This window comes from Azospirillum sp. A26, assembly GCF_042604635.1.
Taxonomy (GTDB): domain Bacteria; phylum Pseudomonadota; class Alphaproteobacteria; order Azospirillales; family Azospirillaceae; genus Azospirillum; species Azospirillum palustre.
Window position 1 is genome coordinate 51,794 of sequence record NZ_CP170477.1, and the last position, 14,509, is coordinate 66,302.

The 14,509-nt window shown below is 68.0% G+C and carries 13 protein-coding genes; 7 read left to right on the top strand and 6 right to left on the bottom strand.

The genetic code is table 11. The features are described 5' to 3' along the window. Nucleotide 1 precedes the first annotated feature (1 nt). Both ABNQ39_RS35205 and ABNQ39_RS35210 read right to left on the bottom strand, forming a co-directional pair. Complete coding sequence (locus ABNQ39_RS35205) at nt 2-850, bottom strand: ABC transporter permease (protein WP_376967435.1); 849 nt, start codon at nt 848-850, stop codon at nt 2-4. Nucleotides 851-1,286: 436 nt separating this feature from the next. After that, complete coding sequence (locus tag ABNQ39_RS35210) at nt 1,287-1,631, bottom strand: hypothetical protein (protein WP_376967437.1); 345 nt, start codon at nt 1,629-1,631, stop codon at nt 1,287-1,289. A 30-nt stretch (nt 1,632-1,661) separates the two neighbouring features. On the opposite strand from ABNQ39_RS35210, the gene ABNQ39_RS35215 reads away from it, so the two are divergent. The 3 genes from ABNQ39_RS35215 (at nt 1,662) to cysN (ending at nt 5,414) form a co-directional block, all read left to right on the top strand. After that, on the top strand, nt 1,662-2,486 hold the full coding sequence (locus ABNQ39_RS35215; RefSeq protein WP_376967439.1) for a sulfotransferase family protein: 825 nt from the start codon (nt 1,662-1,664) through the stop codon (nt 2,484-2,486). A 145-nt stretch (nt 2,487-2,631) separates the two neighbouring features. Continuing rightward, nucleotides 2,632-3,483: a sulfate adenylyltransferase subunit CysD gene (cysD, locus tag ABNQ39_RS35220; protein WP_376967565.1), complete on the top strand. Its 852-nt coding sequence runs from the start codon at nt 2,632-2,634 to the stop codon at nt 3,481-3,483. After that, the gene (gene cysN, locus ABNQ39_RS35225) at nt 3,483-5,414 is read left to right on the top strand and encodes a sulfate adenylyltransferase subunit CysN (RefSeq protein ID WP_376967441.1); all 1,932 of its coding nucleotides are present in this window, start codon (nt 3,483-3,485) and stop codon (nt 5,412-5,414) included. Before cysD ends, cysN begins: the two co-directional genes overlap by 1 nt. 248 nt (nt 5,415-5,662) lie before the next feature. Here the strand turns inward: cysN and ABNQ39_RS35230 are convergent, their stop codons facing one another. Together ABNQ39_RS35230 and ABNQ39_RS35235 are read right to left on the bottom strand one after the other, a co-directional pair. Continuing rightward, on the bottom strand, nt 5,663-7,081 hold the full coding sequence (locus ABNQ39_RS35230) for a UdgX family uracil-DNA binding protein (protein ID WP_376967443.1): 1,419 nt from the start codon (nt 7,079-7,081) through the stop codon (nt 5,663-5,665). Between the two features lie 11 nt (nt 7,082-7,092). Next, the gene (locus ABNQ39_RS35235; protein WP_376967445.1) at nt 7,093-8,304 is read right to left on the bottom strand and encodes a putative DNA modification/repair radical SAM protein; all 1,212 of its coding nucleotides are present in this window, start codon (nt 8,302-8,304) and stop codon (nt 7,093-7,095) included. Between the two features lie 443 nt (nt 8,305-8,747). On the opposite strand from ABNQ39_RS35235, the gene ABNQ39_RS35240 reads away from it, so the two are divergent. Continuing rightward, a complete protein-coding gene (locus ABNQ39_RS35240) occupies nt 8,748-9,431 on the top strand; it encodes a DUF2076 domain-containing protein (protein WP_376967447.1) in 684 nt (227 codons plus the stop codon). Nucleotides 9,432-9,746: 315 nt separating this feature from the next. On the opposite strand, the gene ABNQ39_RS35245 is transcribed toward ABNQ39_RS35240, so the two are convergent. Further along, entirely contained in the window at nt 9,747-11,111 is a 1,365-nt protein-coding gene (locus ABNQ39_RS35245) for a nucleotide sugar dehydrogenase (RefSeq protein ID WP_376967449.1), read from the bottom strand. A gap of 210 nt (nt 11,112-11,321) precedes the next feature. Between ABNQ39_RS35245 and ABNQ39_RS35250 the strand changes: the two genes are divergently transcribed. After that, nucleotides 11,322-12,188: a hypothetical protein gene (locus ABNQ39_RS35250; protein WP_376967451.1), complete on the top strand. Its 867-nt coding sequence runs from the start codon at nt 11,322-11,324 to the stop codon at nt 12,186-12,188. 24 nt (nt 12,189-12,212) lie between these two features. Here the strand turns inward: ABNQ39_RS35250 and ypfJ are convergent, their stop codons facing one another. After that, nucleotides 12,213-13,121, bottom strand: coding sequence for a KPN_02809 family neutral zinc metallopeptidase (gene ypfJ / locus ABNQ39_RS35255; protein ID WP_376967453.1), 909 nt, complete (start codon nt 13,119-13,121; stop codon nt 12,213-12,215). A gap of 397 nt (nt 13,122-13,518) precedes the next feature. Here ypfJ and ABNQ39_RS35260 point away from each other — a divergent pair, with 397 nt between their 5' ends. Both ABNQ39_RS35260 and infC read left to right on the top strand, forming a co-directional pair. After that, nucleotides 13,519-13,731, top strand: coding sequence for a hypothetical protein (locus ABNQ39_RS35260; protein ID WP_376967455.1), 213 nt, complete (start codon nt 13,519-13,521; stop codon nt 13,729-13,731). Between the two features lie 55 nt (nt 13,732-13,786). Next, nucleotides 13,787-14,320, top strand: coding sequence for a translation initiation factor IF-3 (gene infC, locus ABNQ39_RS35265; RefSeq protein WP_081506050.1), 534 nt, complete (start codon nt 13,787-13,789; stop codon nt 14,318-14,320). Nucleotides 14,321-14,509 lie beyond the last annotated feature (189 nt).

The window sequence follows — 14,509 nt, forward strand, 5'->3', positions numbered from 1 at the left end:
CTCAGACGACATCGGCGAACCCCCGGCGGGTCTTCATGAACCAGAGATAGCCGAGCCACGCCACCACCCAGGCGCCCAGCGTCGCCAGACCCCACTCGACCGGCGACGGGACGCGGCCCCAGAACAGCAGATCCTTCGACTGCTCCAGGATCGCGGTCATCGGATTGAGGTGCAGGATGGCGCGGAAGCGCTCGGGGATCGCCGTCATCGGATAGAAGATCGGGCTGAGGAACATCAGCACGGTGACGGCCACGGTCACCACCTGCCGCAGGTCGCGCAGGAACACGCCGGCGGCGGCGAAGAACCAGCTGAGCCCCAGCGTGGTCAGGCACAAGGGCGCCAGGATCAGCGGCAGCAGCAGAGCCGTCGGCGGCGGCAGCCCGGCCACCAGCAGATGGAAGACCACCAGGATGACGAAGCCGATGCCGGCATTGAACAGTGCCACCGCCAGCGACACCAGCGGCAGGATCTCCAGCGGGAAGACCACCTTCTTGATGTAGCTGACATTCTCCAGCAGGAGGCCGGGCGCCCGGCTCAGGCATTCGCCCAGCACGTTGAACAGGATCAGGCCGGAGAACAGCAGCAGGGCGAATTCGGTGTTGCTTCCCCCCGTCGCACCCCAGCGCGCCTGGAACACCACCGAGAAGACGAAGGTGTAGACAGCCAGCATCAGGATCGGGTTCAGCACCGCCCAGACGATGCCCAGCACGGACCCGCGGTACCGGGCGTCGATCTCCCGCCGGGCCAGCCGCAGGATCAGCGACCTGTGATGCCAGGCGGTCTGGAAAAGGGCAAAGGGACCGGCGCCGAAACCCGCTACCGTAGGGTTTCCCGACTGAGAGTTAAACAATTTAGAGTATTCCCCGTCTGCGGCCGGCCGACCATAACCCCCGCTCCGGCGGCGTTCAAGCGAAAGCATCGGCCCGGCCGGAGGGGTGGCGGAAGAGCGCGGAAGAGGCGGTTGGGGCCGAAAAAGAGCGGGTGGGGGAACGGACCTTCGGTTTCCCTCGTTTACCCGAAAGATCGGATAGGTAGTGAAACAGTCCAGGAATTTTCGTTATCACGAACGAAAACAATAAAATAAACATTCGAGTAATTCGTGCTGTAAGGGCTAATTCCACAGACAAAGCAGGAGAGTGTCGCTCTATGCGTATCAGTAAATGACGAGTATCGATCAAACACGACTTCTCTATTGTGAAGATAGAGACATGCCTTCTCATGTGGTTTCCACGTATCCTGCGGTCCACCATTGAGGATTGCATCCGTATATTTGTAAGCCCATGGGGTTAGATCCGGATTAGAGCTAAAAAAGCGTATCCGGCAGGACCATAACTAGCCTTGAGAGAGGGCGCTTGGCCGATTTTCAGGAAAGACGCACCGATTGCCGGGTCCACGGGAAAAGCGGATCGCCCGGAGACGCGGTGACGCAAAAGGAGGCTGTTGTGTTTTGGAATGGAAAGACCCTGGCAGCCGATCATTATGCCACATCGTTGAGGCATCATTTCGGTGACGGTGCGGTTCATCGTCTTCAAAAAGAGATCGGGTTCGTTGGGAAACGGCTTCTTCGACTTCCAAGCACCGAAAGATCGGCCTTCTTCGATCCCTGCTTCACCGAGGAGAACGCACGCCATCTGCGGTCGGTCGCCCGGTCCGTCCGCGGGATGACGTCCGACGCTCCGGCCCTGGCGCCGGCCCCCCGCATCGTCTTCCTGCACGGCGTGATGCCGCGCAGCGGCACCAACTATCTCCAGAGCCTGCTGGAGCTGCATCCCGACGTCCTGGTCAATCCCTATGGCATCCGCGAGCTTCCCTTCCTGAACACGCTGGAGGATGCGCGGACCTACGAGGGGCGCTTCCTGCGTCTTTACCGGCGCAACAGTGAGTCGTTCAACGATCTGGAAACCTTCTGCTATATGGTGAACGGCTTCCTGCGCCGGATCGAAGCCGAGTTCCCGGCCGGCAAGACGGTGGTGATCAAGTCTCCCCACACCCGGATGATGCGCTATTTCCCCTACCTGTTCCCGGCGGAACGCTGCCTGATCGTGCTGCGCGACGGCCGCCGCGCCGTGCAGTCCACCATCGACACCTGGCCGCTGCGCTTCCTGGGCCGGACCTTCGCCGACGTCTGCCGGGAATGGAGCTTCGGCACCGAGGCGGCGCTGGAGGCGCAGAGCCGGATGAGCGCCGACGCCTGCCGGCTGATCCGTTTCGAGGATGCGGTGGCCACCCCCGACGGCACGGCCCGCGACCTTATGCGCTTTCTGGACCTGGACGAGGGGCGCTATCCGTTCGAGCGGATCGGCGACCTGCCCATCCTGGGATCGTCCCGCGCCTCGCGCAGCAACGGCGAGGTCAGCTGGACCCCCGTCAGCAAACCCGAAGGCTTCGACCCGTCGAAGCGCCCGATCCAATGGTCGCGCAAGCGTCGGACCGTGTTCGATGCCGTGGCCGGAGACATGCAGAAGAAGGCCGGCTATGCTTCTTGATCCGCTTCTCGACACCCGCCCCGCGGCCAGGGAGATTCCCGGCTCCGGGCCCGTCACCGGCTCCGAGGCCAGCTTGCCCGCCATCCTGACCACGCCTGCCCGCCTCACCCACCTGCAAAGGCTGGAGGCGGAGAGCATCCACATCATGCGCGAGGTGGCGGCGCAGTTCCACAAGCCGGTCATGCTCTATTCGGTGGGCAAGGACAGCTCGGTCCTGCTGCATCTGGCGATGAAGGCCTTCTACCCGTCGAAGCCGCCCTTCCCGCTGCTGCATGTCGACACGACCTGGAAGTTCCGGGAGATGATCGAGTTCCGCGACCGCATGGCGCAGGATCTCGGGCTGGACCTGACGGTCCACATCAACCGGGACGGCGTGCGCCAGGGCATCGGCCCTTTCAGCCACGGCTCGGCCGTCCACACTGACGTGATGAAGACCCAGGCGCTGAAACAGGCGCTCGACGCCCACGGCTTCGACGCCGCCTTCGGCGGGGCGCGCCGCGACGAGGAGAAGAGCCGCGCCAAGGAGCGCATCTTCTCCTTCCGGACATCCTCCCACCGCTGGGAGCCGAAGAACCAGCGGCCGGAGCTGTGGAGCCTCTACCAGGGCCGCATCCACAAGGGCGAGAGCATCCGCGTCTTCCCGCTGTCGAACTGGACCGAGCTGGACATCTGGCAATACATCCACCAGGAGGCCATCCCGGTGGTGCCGCTCTATTTCGCCAAGCCGCGCCCGGTGGTGGAGCGCGACGGCACGCTGATCATGGTCGACGACGACCGGCTGCCGCTGAGGCCCGGCGAGGTGCCGGAGATGGCCTGGGTGCGCTTCCGCACGCTCGGCTGCTATCCGCTGACCGGGGCCGTGCGCAGCACCGCCGCCACCCTGCCCGAGATCATCCGCGAGATGCTGCTGTCCACCAGTTCGGAACGGCAGGGCCGGGTGATCGACCAGGACGCCGCCGCCTCGATGGAAGCGAAGAAGCAGGAAGGCTACTTCTGATGCTGACGGATCTCGATCCCATCACCGCCCCCTCGGATGCCGCCCCCTCGGACATCGTGAACGAGGTGCAGGCGTATCTCGCCCGCCAGAACGGCAAGGACCTGCTGCGCTTCATCACCTGCGGCTCGGTCGACGACGGCAAGTCGACGCTGATCGGCCGGCTGCTCTACGACTGCAAATGCCTGTTCGAGGACCAGCTGGCCAGCCTGGAGGCGGATTCGGGTCGCTTCGGCACCACCGGCGCCGGCCAGCTCGACCTCGCCCTGCTGGTCGACGGGCTGGCGGCGGAGCGCGAGCAGGGCATCACCATCGACGTCGCCTACCGCTTCTTCACCACCGACCGCCGCAAGTTCATCGTTGCCGACACGCCGGGCCACGAGCAGTACACCCGCAACATGGTCACCGGCGCGTCGACCGCCGACGCCGCGGTCCTGCTGGTCGATGCGCGCAAGGGCGTGCTGACCCAGACCCGGCGCCACAGCACCATCGTCTCGCTTCTGGGCGTCCGCCATGTCGTGCTGGCGGTCAACAAGATGGACGCCGTCGGCTGGGACCGCGAGACCTTCGAGCGGATCGCCGCCGACTACCGCGTCTTCGCCCAGCGTATCGGCATCGACGAGGTCACCTGCATCCCGGTCTCGGCGCTGACCGGCGACAACGTCACCAAGCCGTCGGAGCAGATGGTCTGGTACGGCGGCCCCACCCTGCTCGGCCATCTGGAGAGCGTCGACGCCTCCGCAGAGGAAAAGCTCGGCGCCTTCCGCATGGCGGTGCAGTGGGTCAACCGGCCCAACCAGGATTTCCGCGGCTTCTGCGGCACGGTGGCCGGTGGCGCGCTGCGCACCGGCGACGAGGTCGCCATCCTGCCCGGCGGCCGGACCAGCCGGGTGGCGCGGATCGTCACCATGGACGGCGATCTGGAGACGGCGCTGCCCGGACAGGCGGTCACGCTGGTGCTGGCCGACGAGGTCGACGCCAGCCGCGGCGACATGATCGTCGCCGCCGCCGGCCGGCCGGAGGTGGCCGACCAGTTCGCGGCGCATGTGGTGTGGATGGACGAGCAGCCGCTGCTGCCCGGCCGTTCCTATCTGCTGCGCGCCGGCACGGCGACGGTCGGCGCCCAGGTGACCGAGCTGAAGCACGCCATCAACGTCAACACCCAGGAGCATGCCGCCGCCAAGCATCTGGATCTCAACGACGTCGGATTCTGCAATCTGGCGCTCGACCGGCCGATCCCGTTCGACGCCTATGCCGACAGCCGCGAGACCGGCAGCTTCATCCTGATCGACCGGCTGACCAACGCCACCGCCGGCTGCGGCATGATCCGCTTCCCCCTGCGCCGGGCCTCCAACATCCACCGCCACGCCTCGAAGCTGGACAAGGCGGCGCGGGCCGGCGGCCTGCAGAAGCCCTGCGTGCTGTGGTTCACCGGCCTGTCCGGTTCCGGCAAGTCCAGCGTCGCCGACCGGCTGGAGCAGGAACTGCACCGTCTCGGCCGCCGCACCATGATCCTCGACGGCGACAATGTCCGCCATGGGCTGAACCGGGATCTGGGCTTCACCGACGAGGACCGGGTGGAGAACATCCGCCGCGTCGCCGAGCTGTCGAAGCTGATGGTGGAGGCCGGGCTGATCGTGCTGGTCAGCTTCATCTCCCCCTTCCGCGAGGAGCGCCGGATGGCGCGCTCCCTGGTGGAGGACGGCGAGTTCCTGGAGATCTTCATGGACACCCCGCTGGAGGTCTGCGAGGCCCGCGATCCCAAGGGCCTGTACAAGAAGGCCCGCGCCGGTCAGCTTCCGCACTTCACCGGCATCGACAGCGCCTACGAGCCGCCGGAAGCGCCGGAGATCACGCTGAAGGGCGCCGAACACGGCACCGACGCGATGGTCGCCCAGGTGATCGAGGAGCTGCGGCGGCGCGAGGTGATCTGAGGGGGGCGGATCCTTGGTGTCCTGGTGGGTTTCGTGAAAAGATCGACACGGATTTCACGAATTTAGACACGGATTTCACGAATTTTTATTTTCTCATAGAAGCCGTATTTTTGCGAACGTCACCGAAGTATTGAAAACATCCGTGAAATCCGTGTTCAAATCCGTGAAATCCGTGTCGATCTTGTCCGACGCCGTCCGGCTTTCCTAGAAAACAGCGCCGTAAACCCTTGTGGTCATCGGAGAGGTCGTCAAGCCGTCCCCTCCACCATCCCCCGCGCCCGCCGCAGGTCGGCGACGAAGTCGCGATAGGCCTGTTCCGCCCCCTCCCCCGCCGGCAGGCGCAGCAGGTAGGACGGGTGGACGGTGACCAGCCCCTCCCAGTCGCCGAACCCCGTCGGCCCGCGCTCCCGCAGCACCGAGACGCTGCGTCCGGTCAGCGCCAGGGCCGCGGTGGCGCCCAGCGTCACCACCAGGCGCGGGCGGACGAAACCCAGCTCCTTCATCAGCCACCAGCGGTAATGCTTCACCTCGCCGGCCGTCGGCGACTGGTGCAGGCGGCGCTTGCCACGGGCGACGAACTTGAAATGCTTCACCGCGTTGGTCAGGTAGGCGGCACTGCGCTCGATCCCGGCCTCTTCCAGCGCGCGGGTAAGCAGCTGCCCGGCCGGGCCGACGAAGGGGCGGCCTTCCAGATCCTCCCGGTCGCCGGGCTGCTCGCCGACGATGGCGATGGCGGCCCCCACCGGCCCTTCGCCCAGCACCGCCTGCGTCGCCCCCGGCACCAGCGGGTCCGCCGCCCGGATGATGCGGTTCAGCTCGGCCAGCGTCGCCGGCTCCTGCCGGGCCATGGCGGCGACGGCCTTGTCGGGGTTGCGGCGGCGGGGGGCTGCGGCCTCCGCCTCGATCATCGCCTGGACGCGGGCGGGGGCACCGCGGATCATGCCGGGAATGGCCGCCGCCTCCGGCAAATTGGCCCAGTATTTCCGCGGCATCTCCGCCCGCATCGCCGTCGGGTTCACCCGTGCGGGATTGAAGGTGCTCTCGTAATAGCGCTGCCAGCCCTCGGCGAAGCGGTCGTCGCGGTCGAGCCCCTCCGGCCTCAAAGCCGCCGGCCCGACCGTCAGCGAGCGCCGGTCCCAATGCAGAGATCCCACCGGCGTCAGGATCGTCCAGACCAAGCTCTCGAAGCGCTCGACGAAAAAGGGGGCGGTCGCCTCGACGATGAAATTGTCGGGCTCGAACCATGCGACGTAGCGCTCGCTCCCATCCGGATCTCGCACATCATGGAAGCGCAGGAAGGCGTGCATCTTGTGCAGGTCGCGCCGCACCGCCTTGTCCAGCAGCGCCAGCCGGTGGACCAGCGGATCGGCATGGTGGTCGAGGATGTCGCGCTCCCCCTGCACCACCCGATAGACCAGCCGGTGCAGCAGGGCGTAGCGCTCCGGATCGCGGTGACAGACCACGCTTTCGATCAACGCCCCCACCGGGCGGGGCAGCGGAATCGGCGGCGCATCCACCGGCAAGGGCTCCGCATCGCCGAACAGCGACGGCATTGCCCCGCCGCTCCATACCACCCCGTCCGGATCGGCGCCGAGCGCGACCAGCCCGCGCAGCGCGCGGCGGAAGCCGTCCAGGTCGGCGCCGTCCCTCAGCTCCACATGCCGCATGACCGAGCCCCTCAGAACAGGCTGAGCTGCTTGGGCGGCGCCACCAGCCTCTGCCGCAGATCGGCGCGGTCGGTCAGCCCGCCCGGATGGTGGTCGGCGGCGATCAGGAAGGCGCGCGCCCGCTTCAGCCCTGACGACAGCCGCGCCACATCCTCCAGCCGCAGGGTGGTGTGGCGGCGGGCCTCGACGATCTTGTCGACTGCCCGCGCCCCCAGCCCCGGCACGCGCAGCAGCATCTCGCGGTCGGCGCTGTTGACGTCCACCGGGAAGCGCTCGCGGTTCTTCAGGGCCCAGGCCAGCTTGGGGTCGATGCCCAGATCCAGCATCCCGCCCTCGCCCCCGGCGGCGATCTCGTCCACCGTGAAGCCGTAATAGCGCAGCAGCCAGTCGGCCTGGTACAGCCGGTTCTCGCGCTGGAGCGGCGGCGGCTTGGCCGGCAGGGCGGAACTCGCCTCCGGGATCGGGCTGAAGGCGGAATAATAGACCCGGCGCAGCCCATAGCGGCGATAGAGCGTGTCGCTGGTCTCCAGCACCGACAGGTCGGTGGAGGCGTCGGCGCCGACGATCATCTGGGTGCTCTGGCCGGCGGGGGAGAAGCGGCGCTTTTCCTCCTTGGCCTCCAGGATGCGTTCGCCGACCTGCCCCATCACCGCCTTGATCGAGCTGCCGTCCTTCTCCGGCGCGAACTCCTTCAGGCTGCGGTCGGAGGCCAGTTCGAGGTTGATCGACAGCCGGTCGGCCCACAGCCCGGCCTGCTCGATCAGCCAGGGGCTGGCCTCCGGGATGGTCTTCAGGTGGATGTAGCCGGCGAAGCCATGGTCGCGCCGCAGTGTGCGCGCCACCAGCATCAGCTGCTCCATCGTATGGTCGGGCGAGCGGATGATGCCGGAGGACAGGAACAGCCCCTCGATGCAGTTGCGCTTGTAGAAGCCCAGCGTCAGCTGCACCACCTCGTCGACGCTGAACCGCGCGCGCCGCACGTTGGAGGAACGGCGGTTGATGCAGTAGGCGCAGTCGAACAGGCAATAGTTGGTCAGCAGGATCTTGAGCAGCGAGACGCAGCGCCCGTCCGGCGTATAGGCGTGGCAGATGCCGGCCCCGGTGGTAGAACCGATGCCGTCCGGCCCGCCCGTCCGCCGCTTCGCCCCCGACGATGCGCAGGAGGCGTCGTATTTCGCCGCATCCGCCAGGATTTCGAGTTTGTCGAGCAGCGCGTCATCCACCGCGATGGCTTCCCTCTTCCTTTCAGAATGTTCGCAATATGTTCTTCCGGAAGGAAAAGGCAAGCGGGGTGTCTTGAAAGCGGGCCGGAACGGGGCCACGTGCTCTACAACCGGATCCGGGCCCCTCTGGCGACTTAGACGTGGTCGCGATGTCGGATCTCTTCACCTGCTCTTGCGCCGACGGGCGTGACCGCACTTGGAGGGACTGATGCCCTTGCCCCTGAGACAGCGCCCCCGGCCTCCGGCTTTCCCTGCTCCCGATCTTTCCGCGACGCGCGCCGACCCTCCGGCGCGCCGTACGGCTTTGCCGCCGCTCCGGGCGGTCGGCCTTGCCGCCCTCCGGGCGGTCGGCTTCGTGCGCCTGCGGGGCGTCGGCGCCGGGCCCAGACCCTGACTCCTTCCCCCGCCTCATTCCCAACCTTTTGATGAAGACGAGCATCGCCATGGACCACACCGAACGCCAGATCATCGACGACTTGTTCGCCAAGCTGCATCAGGCCGAGGCGCAATCCGGCCCGCGCGATCCCGAGGCCGAGGCGCTGATCCGCGAGCGGATCGCCCGCCAGCCGGCCGCCCCCTACCTGATGGCGCAGGCCATCGTGATGATGGAGCAGGCGCTCGCCGCCTCGCAGGGCCGCAACGAGGAGCTGGAGCGCCAGCTGCGCGAGCGCCCGGCCGCCGCTCCCGCTGCCCCGGCCCAGTCCGGCGGCGGCGGTCTGTTCGGCAGCCTGTTCGGCGGCAGCAGCCGTCCTGCTCCGCAGCCCTCATATCCGGCCTCTGCCCCGGCCGCAGCCGCCCCTGCGGCCGCCATGCCGGCCGGCTCGCCCTGGGGTCGTCCGCCGGCAGCATCCGGCACGCCTGCCTATGGCGACCCGCGCGTCGCCGGCTATGCCCAGCAGCCGCGGGCCGGCGGCGGCTTCATGGCCGGCGCCATGCAGACGGCGGCCGGCGTCGCCGGCGGCATGCTGATCGGCAGCGCGCTCTCCAGCATGTTCTCCGGCGGCGAGGCGGTGGCGGCCGAGGCTGCCAGTGCTGCCACCGATGCGGCCACCGCCGCCACCGACCATGTCGAACAGACGGTCGAGGACAGCGGCTGGGGCGATTTCGGCGGCGAAGAGGAGATGTGAGTCCATCCCTGATGGCGGCGCTCCGTTGAACTGAGCGCCGCCATTTCGGAGAAAATTCCTATATGATGGCGTCGGTCTCGCCGTTGCGGAGCCGACGCCATGCCTTCCCCTCCCCCTGTTCAGGATCGCCTGTGCCAAGGCATGGGAGGGGGCATGGCAGGGGGACTTCCCCGACCGATGGAACGCCGCCGTCCGGCCTGTTCCACAGCGTTCCATCCGGCCTCGCCGCCGACCCAGCAACCGACCCGCTGGATGGAACGCCGTCGCCCGGCACGTTCCACGCTGTTGCAGCTGCCTGCGGCTCCGCCCCGCGCTTCAGGCCTTCACGATGCGGTCGGCGAAGCCCTCGACGGCGCGCATGGCGTTGCGGGTATCGACCACCAGCGGGCAGTGGGCGGCGAGGCCCTGCCAGTCGATGCCGTCATGGTCGGTGACGATCACCGCCGCGTCGAAGCCGGCGAGCCGCTCCGCCGTCCACTCGACGGACCGGCGGCCGGCAAGGGCGGCATGCTCGCGGGTGACCGGCAGCACGGGGATGAAGGGGTCGTGGTACTCGACCGCTGCCCCGCGCTCCAGCAGCATCTCCATCAGCCGCAAGCCCGGCGATTCCCGGCTGTCGTCGACGTTCTTCTTGTAGGCCATGCCGACCAGCAGGATGCGCGACCGGCTGAGCCCGATCCCGGCCTGCCGGTCGAGCGCCAGGGCGAGGCGGTCGACCACATGGCGCGGCATCATCGTGTTGACCTCTCCCGCCAGCTCGATGAAGCGGGTGGAGATCTGGTACTCGCGCGCCTTCCAGGTCAGGTAGAAGGGGTCGATCGGGATGCAGTGGCCGCCCAGGCCGGGGCCGGGATAGAAGGGCATGAAGCCGAAGGGCTTGGTCTTCGCCGCCTCGATCACCTCCCAGATGTCGATGCCCATCGGCTCGAAGACGATCTTCAGCTCGTTCACCAGGGCGATGTTGACCGAGCGGAAGATGTTCTCGGTCAGCTTGGTCGCCTCCGCCGCCCGCGTGCCCGACACCGGCACCACCTGCGGCACCACCTGCTCGTAGAGCGCCACCGCCAGCCGGCGCGCGCCCTCGTCGTCGCCGCCGACCACCTTGGGGATGGTGCTGGTGGTGAAGTCGATGTTGCCGGGATCCTCGCGCTCGGGCGAATAGGCCAGGAAGAAGTCGCGGCCGCTGGCCAGCCCGGTCTCCTCCAGGATCGGCCGCATCACCTCGTCGGTGGTGCCGGGCCAGGTGGTCGATTCCAGGACCACCAGCTGGCCGCGGCGCAGCCGGTCGCGGATCAGCCGGGTGGAGGCCTCGACGAAGCTCAGGTCCGGCTCGCGCTGCGGCGACAGCGGGGTGGGGACGCAGACGATCACGGCATCGCAGGCGGCGAATGCGTCGGCATCGGTCGTCGCCCGGAACCGCCCGGTCGCCGCCGCCTCTGCGACGCGCCCATCGGCGATCTGCCGGATATAGGAGCGTCCGCCGTTCAGCGCCGCCGCCTTGGCCGGGTCGATGTCGAAGCCGGTGACCGTGAAGCCGGCCCCGGCCAGCGCCAGGGCCAGCGGCAGCCCGACATAGCCGAGCCCGACCACCGCCACCCGCGCGCTGCGGCCGCGATAGGCGCTTTCCAGGGACTGGATGTCGGGTGCCTGGATGTCGGGCTGGGTGTCCGCTGTGCTCATCGTGCCGTTCCGTTCGAAAGGACTGGACCGCCCGGACAGGTGTCCTGCCTGCGGTCGCCGAATGTGTGACGGGCGGGATGGCTTTGCGCAACCCCCCCTTCCGCCGGCAACACCCGTCCATGGGGGCCTGGGATCGGAAACCCTGGCGCCGGGACCGCGAAGGGTGCCAACTTCCCCGGACCCTGCCCCCTCGCCCAGATCCAACCCGCCATGACAGCCCGGCACCCGCCTCTTCTTCCGCAACAGATCGCCCCGGTGGACGACCGCCAGTCGGCGCTGACCGTCCGCCATCTGGGCGGCGACCCGGCGGCCCTCTTCGGCTATTTCATGGATCTGCGCGAGGAGAGCGACCGGGCGCTCGCCGGCCTGCCGCCGGCCGGCGGCAAGCCCTATCCCTATGGCCGCTGCGAGGAGATCACCCGCGACCTCTTCGCCCGCCTGTCGCAGCGTCTGGCCCAGCCGGCCGGCCCGGTGGAGCGCGCGCTGCGCGCCTTCGTCGAGGGGGGCGGCGTGCTGCACAGCGTCTGGGGCGTCCTGCGCGGGCAGTATTTCCAGAACGCGCTTCAGATCGGGGCGCTCTATGTCGACGTGTCGAACGACACGGTGGTGGTCACCAAGCCGAAGGTGGAGATCCTGCCCGTCGCGGAATCCGGTCTGGTGCCGGTGCGCGACCTCGACCATTTCCGGCAGACGGCGGAGCGGTATTGGGGGGCGACGCTCTACGCCAACCATCTGGCGCCGACGCTGGCCCCGCTGCTGCCGGTGCTGTCGGTCAGTCCCGGCCGGCTGGCGCCCGGCCTGCAATCGGCCTGCGACTACATGATCGCGCTGATGTGCCGCGACCGGTTCGAGCAGGCCGAACACTGGCTGGAGACCGGCCCCGCCCCGCCCGCCGACCTTGCCGCCACCTGTCTTGCCGCCATCCCCGCCGACCTGCGCCCGCTGACCGGCCAGCCCCGGCTGGAGGCGGTCGCCGCCTGCCGTCGCGCCCGGGAGGCCGCCTGCTGGGCCGACCCCGACTGGCGCACCGCCCGCGTGCTCGACTATCTGCGGCTCATGCGCGGGCCGGGAGGTTAAGCCTCTTCCCGGCCCTTCATCCTCTCACAGCCGGTCCGTGCCGAAGGTGTCGCAGGCTTCCAGCCGGCCGCTTTCCATGCCGGTGCGGAACCAGCGGACGCGCTGGGCGGAGCTGCCATGGGTGAAGCTGTCGGGGCTGACGGTGCCGCGCGCCTGACGTTGCAGGCGGTCGTCGCCGATGGCACTGGCGGCGGTCAGCGCCTCCTCGACGTCGCCGGGCTCCAGCATCTTGCGGTCGCGGTTGGCGTGGTTGCCCCAGATGCCGGCGAAGCAGTCGGCTTGCAACTCCAGCCGCACCGACAGGGCGTTGGCCTCGGCCTGACCGCCCGCCCGCTGCTGGGCCGCCTGCACCTTGTCGGAGATGCCCAGCAGGTTCTGCACATGGTGGCCGACCTCATGGGCGATGACATAGGCCTGGGCGAAGTCGCCCGGCGCCTGGAAGCGGTCGCGCAGCTCGCGGTAGAAGCCGAGGTCGATGTAGAGCTTGCGGTCCATCGGGCAGTAGAAAGGCCCCATCGCCGCTTGGGCCCGGCCGCAGCCCGACGACACCGTGCCGGTGAACAGCACCAGCGTCGGGTCCTGGTACTGGCGCCCCATCTGCTGGAACAGGCCCTGCCAGGTGTCCTCGGTGTCGGCCAGCACGACGGAGACGAAGCGCTTCAGCTCGTCGTCGGCCTGGCTGCGCGGAGCGGCTTCGCCGATCTGGGTGCGGTCTGCCGTGGTCCGGTCTCCCTGCTCGCCGCCGCCCAGCAGCACCGTGGGATCGACCCCCAGCACCATCGAGACCAGCAGCACCACGATGACGCCGCCGACGCCCAGCCCGCCCGGGCCGATGCGGAAGCCCCCGCCCCCGAGCCCGCCCCCGCCGCCCAGGCCTCCCTGTCCGCGGCGGTCCTCGACATTCTCGCTTTCCCGTCCGCCCTGCCACCGCATCGCCATTCTCCTTCGGCCGCCCGTCCCGATCGTCAGGTCCGGTGGAGACGAAACCATCAAGGGCTTCCCACGTTCCCTGCGGGTCCGGCGGTAAGACGGGGAGTTGGTGCGGAGCGGCTTGAAAATCCCACCCCGCTCCCCATCTGGAGACTGGCCGAAGACCGTCTGGGCAGAACCGCTCGGGCTGTGCCGCCCCCACCTTTCCCGTTCCCGCGGGAGAGAGCCTTCGTGGGGGCGCCGGCCGTTTGGAACATGCCCATACCGGGGCCTGTTTTGCTGTATCGGAGCCTACCGCAGCGGTGTTGCGCCGCGGCGGCTCCCGTTCACGACGCCACACAAACAAGAGCCGGCCGGCACCGAAATCCATCGGTCCGCCCATCCGGCCTGGAGGATTTTCATGACGACCCCGATCGTTTCCGCCCTTTCGCACACCGCCGGCCATTTTGCCGCTCCGCCCGCCTTTGCGCCGGTCCAGCGGGCCTCCACCCGCCTCACCGCTGGCCAATTCGCCGCAGTTGAGAGCAAAAAGCCCGATTTTCGCTCCAGTCCTGAGCCGTCCGGCTTGACCCGGGGCGAACTGCGGCAGATTGTGCTCGACATCCTGGGCTGATCCTATCGGCCCGGGCTCGTCCCTTTCTACCTATCCACAACCACAGGAGATCACCATAGCCAAGCTCTACGACGCGGACCCCGTCCGCGAAGGCCCGCGCCTCAACCGTGAAATCACCGCCCGTATGGTCCGCCTCGTCGGCGCCGACGGCGAGATGGTCGGCGTGGTGCCGCTCCGCCAAGCGCTGGAAGCCGCCGCGGATGCCGACCTCGACCTCGTCGAAGTGGCGCCCCAGGCGGATCCGCCTGTCTGCAAGATCCTCGATTACGGCAAGTTCCGTTTCGAGGAGCAGAAGAAGGCCAACGAGGCGCGGAAGAAGCAGAAGATCATCGAGCTGAAGGAAATCAAACTTCGGCCGAACATCGACGATCACGATTATGACGTGAAGATGCGTTCCGCCATCCGCTTCATCGAGGAAGGCGACAAGGTCAAGATGACCATGCGCTTCCGCGGTCGTGAGATGGCGCACCAGGATCTCGGTCTGAACGTGCTCGTCCGCGTGCGTGACCAGCTCCAGGACATCGCCAAGGTCGAGCAGATGCCCCGGGTCGAAGGCCGCATGATGGTAATGGTGCTGGCCCCGCGCTGAGCCTGGACCAAAGGGATTTCGCGGGGCGGTCCGCCGCCCCGCCCCTTTCTCGTGCCCGCCCCTTTCTCGCGACGGTCGTTTTCCGTCCCGACCGTGAATTCCCCCGCGAATTTCCCTATTATCAAATTTTCCCGCCCTCAAATCGCGCCGGATCAATCCCGGAACATCCCGCGTGATGCGCCGTAATAA

What these genes read in the sequence shown, in the direction of transcription:
- ABNQ39_RS35250 (WP_376967451.1), top strand. Translation starts at nt 11,322, where the DNA reads ATGACAGCCCGGCACCCGCCTCTTCTTCCGCAACAGATCGCCCCGGTG.
- ABNQ39_RS35260 (WP_376967455.1), top strand. Translation starts at nt 13,519, where the DNA reads ATGACGACCCCGATCGTTTCCGCCCTTTCGCACACCGCCGGCCATTTT.
- ABNQ39_RS35240 (WP_376967447.1), top strand. Translation starts at nt 8,748, where the DNA reads ATGGACCACACCGAACGCCAGATCATCGACGACTTGTTCGCCAAGCTG.
- ABNQ39_RS35245 (WP_376967449.1), bottom strand. Translation starts at nt 11,111, where the DNA reads ATGAGCACAGCGGACACCCAGCCCGACATCCAGGCACCCGACATCCAG.
- cysN (WP_376967441.1), top strand. Translation starts at nt 3,483, where the DNA reads ATGCTGACGGATCTCGATCCCATCACCGCCCCCTCGGATGCCGCCCCC.
- cysD (WP_376967565.1), top strand. Translation starts at nt 2,632, where the DNA reads ATGCGCGAGGTGGCGGCGCAGTTCCACAAGCCGGTCATGCTCTATTCG.
- ypfJ (WP_376967453.1), bottom strand. Translation starts at nt 13,121, where the DNA reads ATGCGGTGGCAGGGCGGACGGGAAAGCGAGAATGTCGAGGACCGCCGC.
- ABNQ39_RS35215 (WP_376967439.1), top strand. Translation starts at nt 1,662, where the DNA reads ATGACGTCCGACGCTCCGGCCCTGGCGCCGGCCCCCCGCATCGTCTTC.
- ABNQ39_RS35230 (WP_376967443.1), bottom strand. Translation starts at nt 7,081, where the DNA reads ATGCGGCATGTGGAGCTGAGGGACGGCGCCGACCTGGACGGCTTCCGC.
- ABNQ39_RS35210 (WP_376967437.1), bottom strand. Translation starts at nt 1,631, where the DNA reads ATGGCGTGCGTTCTCCTCGGTGAAGCAGGGATCGAAGAAGGCCGATCT.